General features: G+C 50.5%; 25 protein-coding genes. 20 read left to right on the top strand and 5 right to left on the bottom strand.

What is annotated here, in order from left to right; translation table 11 throughout:
• Positions 1-54: 54 nt before the first annotated feature.
• Together DFO56_RS17995 and DFO56_RS17990 are read right to left on the bottom strand one after the other, a co-directional pair.
• Positions 55-543, bottom strand: coding sequence for a PH domain-containing protein (locus DFO56_RS17995; protein ID WP_045514328.1), 489 nt, complete (start codon positions 541-543; stop codon positions 55-57).
• A gap of 14 nt (positions 544-557) precedes the next feature.
• Positions 558-1,139 carry a phage repressor protein CI gene (locus DFO56_RS17990; RefSeq protein WP_045514327.1) on the bottom strand — a complete coding sequence of 194 codons (582 nt, stop codon included), beginning with the start codon at positions 1,137-1,139 and terminating at the stop codon, positions 558-560.
• 134 nt (positions 1,140-1,273) lie between these two features.
• On the opposite strand from DFO56_RS17990, the gene DFO56_RS17985 reads away from it, so the two are divergent.
• The 9 genes from DFO56_RS17985 (at position 1,274) to DFO56_RS17945 (ending at position 5,855) form a co-directional block, all read left to right on the top strand.
• Positions 1,274-1,495 carry a hypothetical protein gene (locus DFO56_RS17985; RefSeq protein WP_045514325.1) on the top strand — a complete coding sequence of 74 codons (222 nt, stop codon included), beginning with the start codon at positions 1,274-1,276 and terminating at the stop codon, positions 1,493-1,495.
• A 30-nt stretch (positions 1,496-1,525) separates the two neighbouring features.
• Positions 1,526-2,035, top strand: coding sequence for a phage regulatory CII family protein (locus DFO56_RS17980; RefSeq protein ID WP_045514323.1), 510 nt, complete (start codon positions 1,526-1,528; stop codon positions 2,033-2,035).
• Between the two features lie 4 nt (positions 2,036-2,039).
• The gene (locus DFO56_RS17975) at positions 2,040-2,231 is read left to right on the top strand and encodes a phage filamentation protein Fil family protein (RefSeq protein ID WP_072051670.1); all 192 of its coding nucleotides are present in this window, start codon (positions 2,040-2,042) and stop codon (positions 2,229-2,231) included.
• Positions 2,195-2,533 (top strand): DUF5347 domain-containing protein, encoded by a 339-nt coding sequence (locus DFO56_RS17970; RefSeq protein ID WP_045514321.1) that lies wholly within the window; start codon positions 2,195-2,197, stop codon positions 2,531-2,533. Before DFO56_RS17975 ends, DFO56_RS17970 begins: the two co-directional genes overlap by 37 nt.
• Positions 2,534-2,621: 88 nt before the next feature.
• Entirely contained in the window at positions 2,622-2,828 is a 207-nt protein-coding gene (locus DFO56_RS17965; protein WP_370447821.1) for a DUF2732 family protein, read from the top strand.
• A complete protein-coding gene (locus tag DFO56_RS17960) occupies positions 2,828-3,052 on the top strand; it encodes a TraR/DksA family transcriptional regulator (protein ID WP_045514317.1) in 225 nt (74 codons plus the stop codon). Before DFO56_RS17965 ends, DFO56_RS17960 begins: the two co-directional genes overlap by 1 nt.
• Positions 3,049-3,324, top strand: a complete 276-nt coding sequence (locus DFO56_RS17955; RefSeq protein WP_045514315.1) for a DUF3850 domain-containing protein — start codon at positions 3,049-3,051, stop codon at positions 3,322-3,324. The genes DFO56_RS17960 and DFO56_RS17955 overlap by 4 nt, the downstream gene beginning before the upstream one ends.
• Positions 3,321-5,543, top strand: a complete 2,223-nt coding sequence (locus DFO56_RS17950; protein ID WP_045514313.1) for a replication endonuclease — start codon at positions 3,321-3,323, stop codon at positions 5,541-5,543. Before DFO56_RS17955 ends, DFO56_RS17950 begins: the two co-directional genes overlap by 4 nt.
• A gap of 120 nt (positions 5,544-5,663) precedes the next feature.
• Positions 5,664-5,855 carry a hypothetical protein gene (locus DFO56_RS17945; protein WP_233500415.1) on the top strand — a complete coding sequence of 64 codons (192 nt, stop codon included), beginning with the start codon at positions 5,664-5,666 and terminating at the stop codon, positions 5,853-5,855.
• Positions 5,856-5,978: 123 nt separating this feature from the next.
• Here DFO56_RS17945 and DFO56_RS17940 read toward each other — a convergent pair whose 3' ends face one another.
• The 3 genes from DFO56_RS17940 to DFO56_RS17925 all read right to left on the bottom strand — a co-directional run bounded on the left by DFO56_RS17940 (position 5,979) and on the right by DFO56_RS17925 (position 11,846).
• Positions 5,979-8,582: an SIR2 family protein gene (locus DFO56_RS17940; RefSeq protein ID WP_045514311.1), complete on the bottom strand. Its 2,604-nt coding sequence runs from the start codon at positions 8,580-8,582 to the stop codon at positions 5,979-5,981.
• A gap of 457 nt (positions 8,583-9,039) precedes the next feature.
• Positions 9,040-10,077 (bottom strand): phage portal protein, encoded by a 1,038-nt coding sequence (locus DFO56_RS17930; RefSeq protein ID WP_045514310.1) that lies wholly within the window; start codon positions 10,075-10,077, stop codon positions 9,040-9,042.
• The gene (locus tag DFO56_RS17925) at positions 10,077-11,846 is read right to left on the bottom strand and encodes a terminase ATPase subunit family protein (protein ID WP_045514308.1); all 1,770 of its coding nucleotides are present in this window, start codon (positions 11,844-11,846) and stop codon (positions 10,077-10,079) included. The genes DFO56_RS17930 and DFO56_RS17925 overlap by 1 nt, the downstream gene beginning before the upstream one ends.
• 177 nt (positions 11,847-12,023) lie before the next feature.
• On the opposite strand from DFO56_RS17925, the gene DFO56_RS17920 reads away from it, so the two are divergent.
• The 11 genes from DFO56_RS17920 to DFO56_RS17870 all read left to right on the top strand — a co-directional run bounded on the left by DFO56_RS17920 (position 12,024) and on the right by DFO56_RS17870 (position 17,793).
• Positions 12,024-12,881, top strand: coding sequence for a GPO family capsid scaffolding protein (locus DFO56_RS17920; RefSeq protein WP_045514305.1), 858 nt, complete (start codon positions 12,024-12,026; stop codon positions 12,879-12,881).
• A 36-nt stretch (positions 12,882-12,917) separates the two neighbouring features.
• The gene (locus tag DFO56_RS17915) at positions 12,918-14,081 is read left to right on the top strand and encodes a phage major capsid protein, P2 family (RefSeq protein ID WP_045514303.1); all 1,164 of its coding nucleotides are present in this window, start codon (positions 12,918-12,920) and stop codon (positions 14,079-14,081) included.
• Between the two features lie 3 nt (positions 14,082-14,084).
• The gene (locus tag DFO56_RS17910) at positions 14,085-14,843 is read left to right on the top strand and encodes a terminase endonuclease subunit (RefSeq protein WP_045514300.1); all 759 of its coding nucleotides are present in this window, start codon (positions 14,085-14,087) and stop codon (positions 14,841-14,843) included.
• Positions 14,844-14,939: 96 nt separating this feature from the next.
• Positions 14,940-15,446 (top strand): head completion/stabilization protein, encoded by a 507-nt coding sequence (locus DFO56_RS17905; protein ID WP_045514298.1) that lies wholly within the window; start codon positions 14,940-14,942, stop codon positions 15,444-15,446.
• A complete protein-coding gene (locus DFO56_RS17900; RefSeq protein WP_045514296.1) occupies positions 15,446-15,649 on the top strand; it encodes a tail protein X in 204 nt (67 codons plus the stop codon). The genes DFO56_RS17905 and DFO56_RS17900 overlap by 1 nt, the downstream gene beginning before the upstream one ends.
• Positions 15,640-15,876, top strand: coding sequence for an HP1 family phage holin (locus DFO56_RS17895; RefSeq protein WP_020455331.1), 237 nt, complete (start codon positions 15,640-15,642; stop codon positions 15,874-15,876). The genes DFO56_RS17900 and DFO56_RS17895 overlap by 10 nt, the downstream gene beginning before the upstream one ends.
• Positions 15,860-16,369: a lysozyme gene (locus tag DFO56_RS17890; RefSeq protein WP_045514293.1), complete on the top strand. Its 510-nt coding sequence runs from the start codon at positions 15,860-15,862 to the stop codon at positions 16,367-16,369. The genes DFO56_RS17895 and DFO56_RS17890 overlap by 17 nt, the downstream gene beginning before the upstream one ends.
• The gene (lysB, locus tag DFO56_RS17885; RefSeq protein ID WP_045514291.1) at positions 16,366-16,779 is read left to right on the top strand and encodes an Rz-like lysis system protein LysB; all 414 of its coding nucleotides are present in this window, start codon (positions 16,366-16,368) and stop codon (positions 16,777-16,779) included. The genes DFO56_RS17890 and lysB overlap by 4 nt, the downstream gene beginning before the upstream one ends.
• Positions 16,679-16,924 carry an Rz1-like lysis system protein LysC gene (gene lysC / locus DFO56_RS17880; protein WP_082071824.1) on the top strand — a complete coding sequence of 82 codons (246 nt, stop codon included), beginning with the start codon at positions 16,679-16,681 and terminating at the stop codon, positions 16,922-16,924. The genes lysB and lysC overlap by 101 nt, the downstream gene beginning before the upstream one ends.
• On the top strand, positions 16,887-17,354 hold the full coding sequence (locus tag DFO56_RS17875; RefSeq protein ID WP_045514289.1) for a phage tail protein: 468 nt from the start codon (positions 16,887-16,889) through the stop codon (positions 17,352-17,354). Before lysC ends, DFO56_RS17875 begins: the two co-directional genes overlap by 38 nt.
• Entirely contained in the window at positions 17,347-17,793 is a 447-nt protein-coding gene (locus tag DFO56_RS17870) for a phage virion morphogenesis protein (RefSeq protein WP_045514288.1), read from the top strand. The genes DFO56_RS17875 and DFO56_RS17870 overlap by 8 nt, the downstream gene beginning before the upstream one ends.
• The last annotated feature ends 67 nt before the right edge of the window (positions 17,794-17,860 follow it).

Here is a 17,860-nt window from a genome sequence, read left to right as displayed (position 1 = left end):
TTAAACTCTTCGGGATAACGCTTACCGCTCATGGGCACCTCTCTTTAAGCCATCTTAAATGACTCTGAGGTGTCTGTTAAACCCGTGGCGATTCATCGCTTGTTGAACGGAGCTTGCTTGTTGGTTGGAGGAATAGAGATTTCTGGTCTCGTTCACTAAATTAGTGAAGGGAACCACTGCATATTTTGGAACGTTTTTAATGGTGTAGTTTTGCCCTGTTGTTGAGATTGTTATTTCCCCTAGTACAAGACCAGTTTTCCCGCCAACACTAACAATATTTTCCAGATTTACATCCACCTGTTTCACGCCGTAAAACATTCCCTTATCTAGGAAAATCACCCTCTGATTTGTAAGAGTGATTAGCCATGTATTGCCATCCATTGAACCGCTAGCGATTGCTAGCGGGATTTCATTTGTTCCCAGAATTTGAGGAAGGTGAAAAAATTCTTTTTTTGTACCAAATGAAGTATCAGAAACGACGGCGGCAAGGCGTTTCATTTCTGCTTTGAGCTGATCTTTTGATGCTGTTTTGTAATCTAACATGCCTAATCCTTGAGCTATTTAATAGTTAATACAACACGTCCTATGATTTTTATATCATCAATAGAACAATCAAATGCTGCACCTACACCGCTAACCCGTACTTTTTTCACTGGAATGCGGGTGAGCAGTCTAATGCTAGTTTTCCCCTCAATTTCTACTAACCATTCATCGTCGTAAACCTCAGTGAAGCTTTGTTCAACGATGTACTGGCTCATGCCGTCCAGAATGCAAACAGCGTTTTGAGGGAGTGGTTTACCTTGCACGAATAAGGCTTTATCAAGCATGAGCATGCCTGAGTCATAGAGTTGGCCATCCACGATTTTTGTCCGCGGCATTTTTAGAATATCTAACTCTTCACTATCAAACTTTTTGCCATTGCCGGTAGCCAACCATTCGAGCGTTACGCCCGTTTCTGCCATGCATTTAAGCATGATATCCGCTGGTAAGCCTCCGCGTTTATAGCGCGATGAAAGTGAACTTGCAGCCATGTCTAAATGCTCCGCAAGCTGCATTTTTTGTGTGAAGCCATACGCTTCGATCACCCGATCCAGCACTGGTGCGCTGTCAGTATCTGGGTCAATACGAAATCTTGCCATCCAATCTCAAGGTAATTAGACATTGTCTAAATGAAATTGACATTTAGAAATTATCTAATTAACCTAGCCTCCATGTTAGATAATGCCTCATATAAGCCGATATTGCCTTATCGGCCAAACAGGGAGTTTGCACTATGCGACCTAGTATTACAATTGTCATCCCGGAGCCTTATCTGCCTTTAGATGAGTACTGTCGCCGTACTGGAACCAATAAGGAAACCGCTAAAAACCTTATTGAGTATGGAAAATTGCCTATCAAGCCTAAGGGTAAGCATAAGAAGGCACTGATAGAAATCAACATGGCAGCGCTAACCGTTCAAGCGTTAAGCGAATGTGATATTTCGCTTAATGCGTAAATCAGCGTATCAATTTGATTGAGGCGAATCATGTTTGATTTTCAGGTTTCCAAACATCCTCATTATGACGAAGCGTGCCGGGCTTTCGCGCAGCGTCACAATATGGCGAAGCTGGCCGAGCGCGCGGGTATGAACGTTCAAACTTTACGAAACAAGCTCAACCCGGAACAGCCTCACCACCTCACACCGCCGGAAATTTGGCTACTTACAGATCTTACTGAAGACTCTGCGCTCGTTGACGGCTTTCTGGCGATGCTTCACTGCTTACCATGTGTACCAGTCAACGAACTGGCAAAGGAGAAATTACAAACCTATGTCATGCGCGCTATGACTGAGCTTGGCGATCTGGCTGGCGGTGCTGTTTCCTCTGAACGTCTCACCCCGGCAAGGAAGCACAGTATGGTCGAGAGTGTGAATTCTGGTATACGCATGCTTTCGTTGACAGCTATGGCACTACAAGCACGCCTCCAGGCTAACCCGGCAATGTCCAGTGTCGTCGATACCGTTAGTGGTCTCGGCGCGTCATTTGGCCTGATGTGAGGTGATGATGAAAAACGCACCTTCATTTGCGTCATTACTTATTAAACAAAGCCCGTCTATGCATTACGGTCACGGCTGGATTGTCGGCGAGAACGGTCAGCGCTGGCATCCGGTGCGCTCACAAACTCAGGCAAAGCCTGTTTCTTTCAAGGGGGCTGCATGGCTATCGAAGCTGTTTCCGCAACGGTTCCGCTGAGCACTGGCGCGCGCATGGCCGGCCTGAATCATATCGCTGAAATACGCGGGCGCTTCTGGGGTGATAGATGGAAAGAGGTCGAGCAATTCGTCGCGAATATGCGCGATACACGCGACCCACAGCATGAAGACAACGAGCGCGCACTGGCCGCTATTTTCTTTCTGGCCAAAATACCGGCAGCTCGTCACGGGCTCAAATTAAGTGAGCTGACTACTGACGAGAAAAAAGCGCTTATTTCAGCAATGAACCATTTTCGCGCAGTCGTGAGCTTATTTCCCAAACGGCTAACCATGCCGAATTAATACCAACAGAAATTTAATGGCGTAAACCCGCCGGGCATTTCTTTGCCCAAATTCAGGAGAAAGAACAATGCATAAAGAATTACCAAAAATGTTTATAGCTGAAACCGACCCGCTTATGGCGGTGATAGATATTGCCAAACGTGAGGAACGTAAAGGCCGAGCGCTCGCTGTTTCAATCCGGCTTGAGGCGCTGGCAACCCATATCACCAACAAAGGATTAAACAGCATTGAAGCGGCTGAATTGCTGCGCCGGGAAGCTACCCGCTACGAAAACGAATCTCAGGAGCTCCACTGATGGCCGATGCAATGGATCACATCCAGCAGCGCGAGCAGGAAGAACGCGAGCGCCACATCAACAACGCGCGCAGCCGTATAAGCGCGCCATCTCGTTTTATTTGCGAAGAGTGTGAATCACCAATCCCGGAAGCCCGTCGCATGGCGATTTATGGCGTATCGCTTTGCGTGACTTGTCAGCAAATGCTCGAACTTAAAAATAAGCATTACAGGGGGGCAATTTGAGCAAGACACATAACCTCAAAACACGACCGGAACATTTTCGTGATGTTCTGCTCGGTATTAAAAAAGCCGAGCTACGTCGTGCCGACCGTGATTTCGCGGTCGGGGATTCGCTCTGCCTGAATGAATATGGCGAGTCCGAACATGAAGCAAATCTTGTCGGGTTTACAGGCGCTTTTATTTTCGTGCGGATTACCCATATCACTGACGTCAGCGAATGGGCGCCGGGATATGTGATGTTAAGCATTGAGCGCCGCCAGGCCAGCGCCACATGACGGTAAACGTGACCTATGCCTGGCCGTGGAACTCGCCACGGTCAGCCATCGCCAGCCCTTATCTGACCTACGCCGAACAGCATCGCCGCGATCATATGATTGCGGCGTTGCTGCATGCGCGTAAGGCGTTATCGCTTCAGCCTGAATGCGTCCGTTATGACGTGTACCGCACCGCCGCCACTCTGGAACAACATCACGACAGCCAGCGAGCCAATGCCTTTTTAATCAGCTTTTGCAAAAAAGCATTGCCGCGCCTTGAGCTGGTCGCCAAAAAATATGAGTCCACTGGCATTAACCGCGATGTCTCTGCCGCTATTTTTAACGGCCATTTCGATACTGGCGTGTTGCAATATCTGGCCTCACGCCTGGTGAATATGGTGGCGCGGTTTAACCGGCTCCCGGATATGTCGAAAGCCGACATTGACCTCCTTGCCGCCGACATCGCGAATTTTATTCGCGGTGAGCTGGCGAATAATGACGATGCTGATGCCGGAGAACTTAAAACACTTTATCGCTGGTACATGCGCGCCGGTATGATTGCGATGCAATTCAACGTCACTCCGCCGCACTGGGAGCGCGTTACAGGCAAATATGTCGGCCAGGACGAGATCGCACCGGCAGTTATGCGCATGTTTAATGAAACATGGTGGCGTGGTCGCTTGCGCCGTGTTGCATCTGCCTGGCGCGAACATTTGCAAATTGCCGTTGGCAACGTCAGCAAGAAAAAACACGCCTATGCCAGCAAATCATGTGTGACAGACTGGCGCGAGCAAAAGCGCCGAACCCGCGAATTTCTGAAAGGTCTGGAGCTGGAAGACGAAGACGGGAACCGCATCAGCCTGATAGAAAAATACGACGGGTCGGTCGCGAATCCGGCCATTCGCCGCTGCGAGCTGATGACCCGCATTCGTGGGTTCGAAAATATCTGTAATGAGCTTGGTTATGTCGGTGAATTTTATACGCTGACCGCACCGTCGAAATATCACGCCACAACTAAAGCGGGCTACCGTAATCACAAATGGAACGGCGCGAGCCCGTCCGATACGCAGAATTATTTAACCTCTCTCTGGGCGCGCATCCGCGCCAAACTTCACCGCGAAGAAATCCGTATTTTTGGCATCCGCGTCGCCGAGCCACATCACGACGCAACACCACACTGGCACATGTTGATGTTTATGCTGCCGGAAGATGTCGAGCGCGTTCGCAGGGTTATTCGTGATTATGCGTGGCAGGAAGATGAGAGCGAACTCAGCAGCGATAAAGCCAGAAAAGCCCGTTTTCACGCTGAGGCTATCGACCCGGAGAAAGGTAGCGCTACGGGGTATGTTGCTAAATACATTTCCAAGAATATTGACGGTTATGCGCTCGATGGCGAGAAAGATGACGAAAGCGGCGAGTTATTGAAAGAGACGGCTCCCGCTGTTTCAGCCTGGGCTGCTCGCTGGCACATCCGGCAATTCCAGTTTATCGGTGGCGCGCCTGTGACGGTCTACCGTGAATTGCGTCGCCTGGCTGATACCGAAACCGCTCACGGTCTTAGCGTGGAATTTGCCGCCGTTCATGATGCCGCTGATGCCGGTGACTGGGCGGGCTATGTCAATGCACAGGGCGGCGCGTTTGTCCGTCGTGATGATTTGCAGGTTCGCACGCTCTATGAGTCTCGCGCCGAGTTTAACCAGTATGGCGAGGAGACTGTCTGCATTCGTGGCGTGTACGACGCCACAGTCGGCACAGGTTCACCGATTCTGACCCGCCTCACTCAGTGGAAGATTGTCCCGAAACGCGCTGTTGATTTGGTCGTTGACCTTAAGGGCGCGACCGCGCCCTCTCGGAGTTCTGTCAATAACTGTACGGGGAGCGAAATCGATCCACCGGAGCTGGATTTATCAAAACCACTTAATCGATATCAGCGACGACAGCTAACTAACCGGTTAAGGGATAAAAAGCCGACCGAGCGCGGCAATTTTATCCACGGAACGCCAGCGCAGGACGGCGCGATATCCAGGACGATTGACGAAATAAAGCTTTTAACCGGCATAACTATAAGCCGGGGCGAAGCGCTGCACTTGATGGCGCATGGCAAAAGCTGGTTTAACGGAAAATGGTGTCGGGGATCCGAAGCAGGAGAGGTTTTTTCTACCGCCCCACCATTTTTTGCAAAGGCTAAGGAAATCCTTGCCCGTGTTGCCTTTTTGTCTGGAATGGTGAAAGAAAATTAAGCAGACATGCAAATTTATATCTTGATTATACAACGGGTTATGGTTGATTTTTTTATTTCACTTTGTAACAATAATCATTATACTGTATGTTTATACAGTGCGTCATGTGGGAGATGTTTTGTGAGAAACGAATTAAAAGAACAGGTCATGCTTGAGCGTGTTGAGCTGATTGCGCGTTTAACCACTGAAGGGATGTGCCGTGAAAGAGATCTTGTGATAGCGCTGAATTGGATTGAAGAATTAGCGAAGGATACTTTGCTAAAAAATAAATCTTTTTGGTTCTCAGTTTCTGATATCTCATTGGAAAAATAATAATTTTGATAAACGTCTTGTTTTTACAAAAGACAATAAAAATAAGGAAAGGAATAGAAATTAAAAATTTTATATTGCCGAGGTAGTAAAGGCACAAATGAATTTTCACTTGTGCCCTTACTCTTAAGCCGCTTTGTTGTTGGCTAATTTTGTTTTTCTATATTCTGCAATAACATTATCAGGCAATGCTGGCCATTGTGAAAATCGATAATAGTACATGAAATCTTTCTCTAATAATTCGTGTAATAATGCATTCCCTCTTTTATGATCATCAAGAAGATAAAAAGCGCACATTGAAATGTAACCTTTTGATCTTTGATGAGCGAGGATTGAATGTATTTCATTTTTCTTTAAATCTATGCCAAGTTTTTTCTTGGCTGTTTCTCTATTTATTGTCAGGATATCTTTCTCCCTGTAATCTTTTATTTTATCAATGTTCTCATTTGTTATTTCTATTGCTTTTTCGTATTCCTCTTTTAAAAGGAATGTATAGGATTTGGCAAGGATGTAACTGCCTAAATCCCATTTCTTTTTCCGGGCTTCATTTAGGAATTCTATTGAGCGGTCAAATTCTTTTCTAAGGTTACATATATCTGATTTTATCTTCAGAATAGTTACTTCTGAAACATCCCGTGGTAAACTGTCTAGAAAATCTTCTACAACCTGTATATTTTCTGGTTCTGCCAATAGAATATCCGCTATACTTTCAATATGATTGTTGCGCCAAGGACTATCCATGGCCTCTTTTGCAAGTGTTATTCCTCCATTTATGTTTTTATTACAACCAATTTCGTATCTTGCTTTGAATAAGATGAAAGGTGCTATTGCTGATTCATATTTGTCTTCTTCATATTTTACTATGAAATCTTTCATGATTTTTGATGTATCGTCATCATCATCTACTTCAAATAATGAGAGATGTAGTTGAGTTAGATATTTTAATATGTATTTTTTTTTGGTTCTTGATGAGTTTCTATAAACTTCCGATAAATAATCAATGCTGCTTTTAATGTTTTCTTTTTTCCTTGAAGAAGATGAGAAATCAGCATATATGCTTAAATATGTATCATGGATTGGATTTATCGCTTTTAGCTTATTGATTAATTCGTTAATCGCTTTGTCACGTTCTTCTTTATTAAAGTTATGCGCATGTTCAAATTTGATAGCATCATATTTAATTCTCCATGCTCTGTTGTCGAGACCATTATTTAGCTTCAGACTGTTGTCTGCTAATTCATGAATTCTGTCAAATGATATTGTGTTTTCATCACTTATGTTTAAATACGAAAGAGAAACCCTACAGAGATGATTCTTAAGATTTATGCTATACTTAAATTTATCAAGCAATCCTTCTAGATAATCTATTTTATCTTTTATATCTGGGAATATGTTGGATCTTGCTAAATTATAATTCAAGTTAAACTCATCAAGTTCAATGAGTTTATCACTGTATTCTAATGCGGATTTAGTATCATTCTGATCTTCTTTTATCTCAATGAGACGTCGGAGATACTTTGATTTTATATTATCATCATTTGTGTCGATGATTAATTTGTTTAGTTTGTCTTCTGCAGATATGTAGTTTTTTGTTCTGATTAAGTTATCGATAAACAATAAATTTTTGAAATCTTCCTCTGGTATTCTCTGATCATCAGTGTCACTTTGTGAAAGCTCATTTATCAATGATGATATATCTCTGGTTAGTGTGTGTTTTTTGATTTTAGCTAAATCTTTTTTTATAAATTCATTTGAGATTAAATTGTAATCGTCTTTTATAAAGTTATTGATCATCCTTTCTCTTTTAGTGGATTTTTGATTTCCCCCGAGAGATAGTTCTGTGCCAAGGTGATGAGTTAATTCAGCCATGAGCTCATCAAATCCATCAATTTCTACCCAATAAACCTTGTCTTGGCTCAATAGTTTGAATAACTCTGGTGTGACTTGATCTTCTTTTCTCTTACACCAGTATATCCCATTTCTTAAGTAGTCATTTTGTTTGAGGAGATATTTTAGAACCTCCATTATTGAGTTGTCATTACCAGCATAACCAACGAATATTAATCCGTATTCCTTTGTGAATTCTATAAGTTTTTCTCGTGTATTGATTTCCAATGATTCGGTTTCTTTTAAGGAGCTCTTTATGCTGTCAAATAAATAATCTCCATGTAGTTTTATTATTTTAGGGCGCGATGATGTTACTGATATTCCATTGATTGATGAGTCATGAGCGCATAATAATGGTCTGTCTGATGAAAATTGATAAAACGCCTCGTTTATTAAATCGTCAAAGTTTGTTGTGAAAATAGTATCAAAAAAATTGGATTCAAATAACTCAACAAGATAAGCATACCCTATAGACGGTAGTTTTTTATCAACCTGTAATTCGACAAAGCGTCTTCGTTGAGATGGTAAGTCAAATTTTTTCTCAAAAAGTGACGAGTATTCATTATTTTGATCGTACCAGTCAGGATGTTTATCTGCTAGCCATTCTCTCGCTTTGGTTTCAGTAGTATATGGTTCATGCGAAAGCCTGCAAAATATCTCTTTTCTCCACTCTTGTACCAACTGATGAGCAGTTTGAATCCCTGATGTAACAGATGCTCCTGCACCAAGGAACAAAGAATAGTTAGGGGATACTCCCGATCTGATTCTAATATAGTCGGCTAAGTCCTTAACGCTTCTTTTTTTAATTAATAGTTTTTCATCCATTACTCTTTTTTCAATCATGTCTATTTCCTTATGCTGAGTGTAAAGGCTCAAGAGAACGTGTCATTTCATGTGTGATTTGTGTCACATCTCAAGGGCGGTTTGGGACAAAGGCTGCCTAAAAAAACTTATAGCTCTATTCCCTTCTTGATTCCAGATTTTCATATGCATGAAACTGCATTTTTTTGCATGCAAAGTGTACTCAAAATTGTTAACGGCTATTCTACGGCTGACCTAATTTCGCCTATTAATGCAACTGCATTAAAACCGACCCATAAAGCGGGCAGGCGAGGCGGGGAAAGCACTGCGCGCCGGAGGCGTTATTTATTTTTATTTTCCAGCCCGTCAGCGAGGCGGCGTTGCCATTCAATGGCTGATAATGAGTACAGGGAGCGGGAGAATAATGCGCGCCGTGTGCGGGCGCTGGCGCGGTCTGGTGAGGGGCATTAAAAAGCCGCCCGGCGGCGGCTGTGGTGGGCTATTCGTTGTCGGGGTCGAGCGAGTATTTCTGGAACCGGATAATTTCCGCGCCTGCCCATTCGTTCAGCTCCAGAAACCGCGATTGCAGCGGTATCAGTTCGTTGCGCACAAAGACTTTTGCCACCTTCTCAACGTCACCTATTGAGCCCGCATTTTCAGGCTTGCCGCCCATCAACTGGAACGGGATGCGGTGCGCGTCCAGCAGGTCGCCCGCGCTGACTTTCTTGATATTAAAAAAATCGTCCTTTGTGGCGACTTCACTCAGCGGCACGATTTTAATTCCGTCGGCTTTTCCGTTCGGGGCGTAGAAAAACAGGTTCTTAAAATTGCCGAGCCCTTTTGAATCCCGCATCGCCTTGCGCAGCGCCTCCACGTCCGTGCTGCTTTGCGCCGCATCCGTCACGTACATGATGTAACCCGCGTGTGCGCCGTTCTGGTAATATTTGCGCCGGAACAGCGTCGCCGACTCATTCAGCCAGGCCGAGTTAAGTGCGCTGAGATATTCCGGCATCCCGTAAATCTCCTGGTTGATATCGGGCTCTAGCAGGTGGAACACGGAACCGGGCGCAAACTGATGCGGTTTCGTGAAATTCTGCATATACCAGTAGGTATCCTCCTCCACGCCGCGCCGGGTGTATTTTGCCGGTGAGGTTTCATATTTAACCGGCTTGTCGGTGTAGCTCCGGCGCTCCTCAATAAACGCATTGCCGAACACCATATAATCGAGCGCAAAGCGGCTGAAATCCTGACGTGATAACAGCGGGTGCGGGATATACGTCGACACCAGAATATTACGTTTAACGTACACCGGCGAGCTGTGATGAACAGCGGCGCGCATACTTTTTGCCAGCCCCGAAAAACTTATCGGCGGCTCGTACCACTGGCCGTTATGGACACATTCGACATAATCGAGAATTTCGCGCTTATCGAGCACCGGCACCGGTTCGCCGAAGGTAAACGCCTCCATACTCTGCGCGGGCGCGGTGGTGTGCTGGCGCGGTTTCGGTGTGTATTTTTGCTTTTTATTTTTGCTCATCAGTTGAAGTCCAGAATAGAGGATGACGACTGGCCGGTCGCGGCGGTCAGCGGTTCGTTAATCAGTACGTGCATGGTCGCCCATGCGAGATCCGCGTGGCTGGCTTCCTCGGTGCGGCTGGCCTCATAGGTGGCGCTGCGCCCGCTGCTGGTCATGGTTTTGCGGATGGACATAAACGACTGTGTGATGTCGGTGGCGCTGACGTCATATTCAAGACAACCGCGCGTGATGGTGTCTTTTGCCTTGAGCACCATGGCGGTTTTCATTTCCGGCGTGTAGCGGATGTCACGCGCTGCCGGGTAAAACGAGCGCACAAGCTGGAACACGCCCTGACCGAGCCCGGTCGAGTCGATGCCGATGTATTCCACGTTATATTTTTGCGTGAGCTCGCGGATGGATTCGGCCTGTGTGGCGAAGTCCATCCCTTTCCACTGGTGGCGCTCCAGAATGCGGAATTTGCCCCCGGCAACCACCGGCGGCGCGATGACCACGCACCCGGCGCTGTCGCCACGGTGTGACGGGTCGTAACCAATCCACACCACGCGATGCCCGAATGGCCGGTCGGCGAAGGGCTGAAAATCCGTCCATTCCTCCATGCTGTCGACCATGCAACGTTGCAGCTCCTCGAACGGAAACACAGACGCCTTGTCATCGACAAATTCACACATAAACAGGTTACGGAAGTCATCTGCACTGTTTTCCCGTCGCAGTGCCTCCAGGTCAAACAGCGTACATCCCCCGGCAAGCGCGTCCTCAATGGTGACAATCTGCCGCCACTGACCATCTGCGCACGCCACGCCGCGCGCTAACGCCGCGTGACTGATATCGATATCAACCCGTTCGCTGGCACTGGCGCGCCCCCGGTTAAACAGGTCGCCTGACCAGAACGGGTACGCACCGTGACCGAGTGAGGAGGGCGTCGAAAAATAGGTGGTGCGCAGGTGTTTTTGCGACGCCATGCCCGACGCCACTTTGCGCAGTTTCTGGAAGTTGGGTATCCAGAAAATTTCATCGACATACAGGTCGCCGTTATGGCTTTGCGCGGTGTTTGAGTTGGTGCCGAGAAATAACAGTTCCGCGCCGTTGTTGCCAATCACAATCGGGTCGCCTGACAGGTCAACATCGACAAGGTGGGCAAAGGCGATGATGTATTTGCGGAACACATACGCCTGTGTTTTCGACGCGGATAAAAATATCTGGTTCTGGCCGGTTTGCAGGGCGCGTAACAGCGCCTCGCGGGCAAAATAAAACGTCGCGCCAATCTGGCGGGATTTGAGTATGTGCCTGATGCGGTGCTCCAGCCCGGCCTTGTGCCAGCCGAGCTGATACGCGAAAGACTGGTCGAAGAAAATCTCCTCCAGTTTTTCTATGGCTTCCTCGCTGAAATAATTCTTTTTCGGCTTTCTGCGCTCCCCCTTGTTGCGGTTCGCCACGTTCGGATTCAGGTCGGCCTCGTTGCCGGTCTGGCCGTAACGGTTGATGCGCGCAAAGCGCTCCATCTGGCGCGCCAGAAAATCAGCAACCTTGAAATCGTGCGCGGTCAGCTCCGGCTTGGCGTAAAGCTGGATTAACCGCGCTTCTAAGGTATTTCCCACCCGGTCTAACGGGGCGGTCTCGTCCCATCCGTCGCGCTGTTTCCAGCTCTGCACCGTCGGGCGTTTGGTCTGCAACATTTCCGCGATTTGCGGCACGGAAAACCCCTGCCAGTACAACAGCGCCGCCTGTCGTCGCGGGTCGTTTAAAAGTGTGGTGTCGGTGGTGATGGTCATGCCTGCCTCGCCGTCATGGATACAGCGCAAGGCTACTTAAGCGCGACCGGCGATTCGCTAAGCCGCTGATGTGCAGGGGGCAAGCCATCCGTGACTGATGGCGAACCAGCGGACGAGCCGGGAAACTAGCCCCTGAAATCAACGTGACTCCTTCACACACAATCAGGACTGCTGACGATGGCAAAAAAAGTCTCAAAATTCTTTCGTATCGGCGTCGAGGGTGACACCTGCGACGGGCGCATTATCAGCGCGGCCGATATTCAGGAAATGGCCGATTCATTCGACCCGCGTGTCTATGGCTGCCGCATCAACCTTGAACATCTGCGCGGCCTGCTGCCTGACGGCGCTTTTGCCCGTTACGGGGATGTGGTTGAGCTGAAAGCGGAGAAAATCGAGGACGATTCCGCGCTTAACGGCAAGCTGGCGCTGTTCGGCAAAATTGCCCCGCTCGACACGCTGGTCGATATGGTGGCGAAAGGCCAGAAAGTTTATACCTCAATGGAAATTCAGCCGAATTTCGCCAACAGCGGCAAATGCTATCTGGTTGGCCTCGCCGTTACCGATGACCCGGCAAGCCTCGGCACCGAATATCTGGAATTCTGCCGCACCGCAAAACACAACCCGCTCCAGCGCTTCAAGGCCAGCCCGGAAAATCTGTTCTCTGTTGCCACCCTGGCCGAGCTGGAATTCGAGGACGCACCCGAAACCCTGCTGAACAAGCTGACCGACTCGGTGAAAGCCATTTTCAGCCGCCGCCAGTCCTCTGATGACGCCCGTTTTAACGACGTCCACGAAGCCGTGACCACGATTGCGGAGCGCGTCCAGACCAGCCAGGACAGCGCCGAAACGCGTTTCGCGTCGCTGGAAACCGAGCTCGCCACGCTTAAGAAAAGCGTGGCTGATGAGACGAGCAAAACCACTGAGCAATTCAGTGCGATCACCGCCACCCTGGACAAAACACCGGGTAACACGCAGCCACGCCGCAAACTAAGCACCGGCGGCGACGGTGCGACCGCTGCGCTGACCGACTGCTAACCGGCCTCCCTTTTTCATCACAGGACAAACGACACAATGCGTAAAGAAACCCGCTTTAAATTTAATGCCTACCTGACCCGTCTCGCTGAGCTGAACGGTGTTGGCGTGGACGACCTGAGCAAGAAATTCAGCGTTGAGCCGTCAGTGACGCAGACGCTGTTTGACAAGATCCAGCAATCCTCTTCCTTCCTGCAAAAAATCAATATGGTGGTGGTCGGCGAGCTGACCGAGGAGAAAATCGGCATCGACGTCAACGGCACGATTGCCAGCACTGCCGACACTTCAAACGGCGTGGAGCGCAAGACCGCTGATTTTTCGAAAATGGACGCTTACCGCTATTTCTGTCAGCCGGTGAACTTCGATTTTCACATGAAGTACAACAAGCTCGATTTGTGGGCGCGTTTTCAGGATTTTCAGACCCGCATCCGCGACGCGATCGTCAAGCGACAGGCACTTGACTACATCACCATCGGTTTTAACGGCGTGAGCCGTGCGCCAACATCAGACCGCCAGAAAAATCCGCTGTTGCAGGATGTGGCCGTCGGCTGGTTGCAGAAGTACCGCAACGACGCCCCGGCGCGCGTCATGAATAAGGTCGTTGACGACACCGGCGCGGTTATTTCCACGACCATCAAGGTCGGCAAGAAAGGGCATTACAAAAATCTCGACGCACTGGTGATGGATGCGCATGAAACGCTGATTGCCGAAATTCACCGCGAAAACCCGGAGATGGTTGTCGTGTGCGGGCGTCGCATCCTGACCGACAAATATTTCCCGATGATCAACAAATTCCAGCCGAACACCGAGCAACTGGCCGGTGAGCTGATTATCAGCCAGAAAACCATCGGCCAGTTACAGGCGGTGCGCGCGCCGTTCTTCCCGGCCAACAGCATTCTGATCACCACGCTGGATAACCTCTCGATTTATCTCTACGAGGACGGCCACCGCCGCCACATCATCGAGAATCCGAAGCTCGACCAGGTGGAAAACTACGAGCAGGTGAAAGTCGACTTTGTGATTGAAGACTACGAAGCCGGTTGCCTGATTGAAAACATCGAAATTCTTGAGCCGGAAGAAGAGGAAACCCCGGAAGGCACCACCGCCACCGTGTTTGCGGCGGCAATCGTCGACGCCATGAAAGCCCTGACTGCCGCACCTGCTGGCGGGTCGGACACTTCCACCACCGGCGAAGGAGCGTAACCGATGGCGAGCCCCGCACAGCGTCACGCGATGCGGGTCTCGGCCATGCTGGCCGCGCAGCGGGATAGCGCCCCGCTGCGCCATGCCACGGCTTACGAGCAGATGCTCGTTAAGCTGGCCGCAGACCGCCGGACGCTGAAAGAAATCCACTCGAAAGAGCGTAAAGCCGACAAAAAGCGCGAGCTGCTGCCGTTTTATCTGCCGTGGGTGACGGGCGTGCTGGAGAACGGCACCGGCGCGCAGGATGCCATTTTAATGACGGTGATGCTGTGGCGTCTCGATGCCGGTGACATTCCCGGCGCGCTGGAAATCGCCCGCTATGCGCTGCGCTACAACCTGTCGATGCCGGAGAACCATGCGCGCACCGTGCCTTACATGCTGGCCGAAGAGGTGGCGCTCGCTGCCCTGCGCGCCCGCGATGCCGGTCAGCCGGTCAGTGCGGCGATCCTTCTCGACGTCATCAGCATGACCGCGAAAGCCGACATGCCCGACGAAGTGCGCGCCCGTCTGCATAAGGTCGCCGGTCTGACGCTGCGCGATGCCGGTCAGCTCGCTGACGCCATGACCCATCTGCAACGCGCGATCCAGCTCGACTGCAACGCCGGAGTACGTAAGGACATCGAGCGGCTCACGCGCGAGCTGAATCCAAAACCTGTTGTCGCAAAGCCCGCGCCGAAAGCACCCGCGAAAGCGGCGTCACAGAAAAAAACAGCCACACCGGCGAAACGCGGGCGGGGACGCCCCCGCAAAAACGCCGGTTAACAGAATGCGCCCCGCGCCAGGGCGGCACGCCGGTCAAAGTGGGTGTTTCACCTTATCTGCGACCGGCGTCCACCGCCCGCCTTTTCAGAGGTAGTCATGATGACGCTGATTATTCATAAAAACGAAGAGCCGCAGCCGGATAACACGGTGGTTATCCCGCCGCCCGCAGGTGACGAGCCGGTGATAAAAAACACCTTTTTCTTTCCCGATATCGAGCCGAAGCGTGTGCGCGAGCTGATGCGTCTTGAGCAGACTATCGCCCCGGCGCGGCTGCGCCATGCCATCAAAACCGGCATTGCCGAGACGAACGCGGAGCTGTTCGAGTACCGCGAGAGCCAGATTAAGGCGGGTTTTGCGCGCCTTGCGGATGTGCCCTCGGATGATATCGACGGCGAGAGCACGCGTGTTTTTCATTACCAGCGCGCCGTGTGTGCGATGGCAACCGCCACCCTGTATGAGCGCTATCGCGGCGTGGATGCGAGCGCGAAAGGCGACAAAAAAGCCGACAGCATCGATACCACGATTGATGAGCTGTGGCGGGATATGCGCTGGTCAGTGGCGCGCATTCAGGACAAACCGCGCTGCATCGTGGGGCAAATCTGATGAAGGTCATCGCGCATCAGGGCGACACGCTCGATGTCATTTGCGCCCGCCATTACGGGCGCACTGAGGGGGTCTTCGAGGCGGTGCTCGCTGCCAATCCGGGGCTGGCCGAACTCGGCGCGGTGCTGCCTTACGGCACGGCGATTGAGCTGCCGGAGATTCAGGCCGCGCCCGTACAGGAAACGGTGAATTTATGGGACTGAGTATGGAAAAAATCACCTCCTCGCTCGCCTACTGGATAAGCGTCGCGCTGACCTTCTTTGGTGCCATGACGCCGCAGGATTTTGCCGCGTATTTCGGCGCGCTGGGCGTCGTGGCGACCGTCGGGGTGAACTGGTATTACCGGCGCAAAAGCTACGCACTGCTTGCGCTACAGCTCGGACAAAACGCCCTGAGCAGTAAGGAGATTAACAATGTCATCAATCGTTAAGCGTTGCAGTGTGGTCGCGGTGCTGGCACTGGCGGCACTGTTGCCTGATTTTCGTTTACTCCGTACCTCCCCGGACGGGCTCGCCCTGATGGCAGACCTTGAGGGGTGCCGTCTGCGCCCCTACCAGTGCAGCGCGGGGGTATGGACATCAGGAATCGGCCACACTGCCGGGGTCGCGCCGAAACGCGATATCACGGAGCAGGACGCGGCAAAAAATCTTGTCGCTGACGTGCTGAACACGGAGCGCCGCCTTGCGGTCTGCACGCCGGTCGACATGCCGCCGCAGGTTTACGACACCGTGGTCAGTTTCGCCTTTAACGTCGGCACCGGCGCGGCGTGTAAGTCGACGCTGGTTTATTTCCTGAACCAGAAAAAGTGGCAACAGGCCTGTGACCAGCTCCCGCGCTGGGTCTATATCGATGGCGTCAGAAATACCGGGCTGGAAAACCGCCGCAAGCGCGAGCGGGATTACTGCCTTAAGGGGGTGGAATGAAAACGCTAATCGTGTTGCTGATTCTGACCGTCGTCGGCCTGCTGTGGCTGCGCCATGAAAACGGCACTCTTCGCGAGTCTTTTGATAAAGCCAGCCGCGTCGCCAGCGAGCAGAAAACGACGATTGGGATGCTGAAAAACCAGCTCATTGTTGCCCGTGACCGGGCGGATAAAAACGAACGGGCGCAGGTTGATTTACGCCAGAAGCTGAATGCCGCCGGTGAGCGGGAAGCCCGACGGGAACAGACCATAACGAGGTTGCTCAATGAAAACGAAGCCTTTCGCCGCTGGTACAGCGCTGATTTGCCTGATGCTGTGCGCCGGTTGCACAAGCGCGCCGCCTGCGCCAGCGCCGGTGACTGTTTACAACGGCTGCCCGAAGGTGAGCCTTTGCCCGATGCCGGGAAGTGATCCGCGTACCAACGGCGATTTAAGCGCGGATATCCGCAACCTTGAGCGGGCGCTGGAAAACTGTGCGCTTCAGGTTGAAACCGTCAAACAATGCCAGGATGATATCGATGCTCAAACCCGACAGTCTGCGAAAAGCCCTGATTAATGCCGCGCCGGTGCTGGCGACTAACCCCGACATGTTGCGCCTGTATGTGGACAGCGGCAATATTGCCGCCACGCTGGCGACGTCGCTGTCGTTTGAAAAACAGTACACGCTGAATGTGGTGGTGACCGATTTTACCGGCGATTTTGATTTGATCCTCGTGCCGGTGCTGGCCTGGCTGCGTGAGCATCAGCCCGATATCCTCAGCACCGACACCGGGCAGAAAAAAGGCTTTGTCTTTGAGGCTGATATCAATAACGACAGCAGTTTCGATATCAGTATCAGCCTGTTACTCACCGAGCGAACGCTCGTTGAGGAAGTCGGCGCGGCTATGCATGTGCGGTGCATCCCGGAACCGCCACCACCGGAGCCGGTGACGCGCCCGGATAAGTTTTATATCAATGGCGAGCTGGTGAGTCAGTGGCATGAATGAATTTAAGCCCTTCGACGATAAGCTTGCGGGACTGCTTGCTGCCCTTTCGCCTACTGGCCGTCGGCGACTGACTGTCGATATTGCGAAGAAGCTGCGCCAGCGCCAGCAACAGCGGATTAAATCGCAAAAAGCCCCTGACGGGACGGCATATACCCCGCGCAAACGACAGCCACTGCGTGCAAAGAAAGGCCGGATTAAGCGGGAGATGTTCGCGAAGCTGCGCACTAATCGCTATCTGAAAGCCAGCGGCAACGACAGCGCGGCTGTGGTGGAATTTACCGGGAAGGTGCAGCGCATCGCGCGGGTGCATCAGTACGGCCTGAAAGATCGGCCAAACCCGCACAGCAAGAATGTACATTATCCAGAGCGCCCATTACTCGGGATAAGCCAAGATGAAAAGATGTATATTGAAATGTTAATAGTTCAATGTCTTGGTTAATACTAGCCTTAACCAAAGGTTAAATATTAATTTTTAATTGAGGTTCTAAAATATCAAATCCCAATTA

Source organism: Kosakonia sp. AG348 (assembly GCF_003337365.1).
Classification (GTDB): Bacteria; Pseudomonadota; Gammaproteobacteria; order Enterobacterales; family Enterobacteriaceae; genus Kosakonia.
This window is presented reverse-complemented; position numbering and strand designations above follow the sequence as displayed.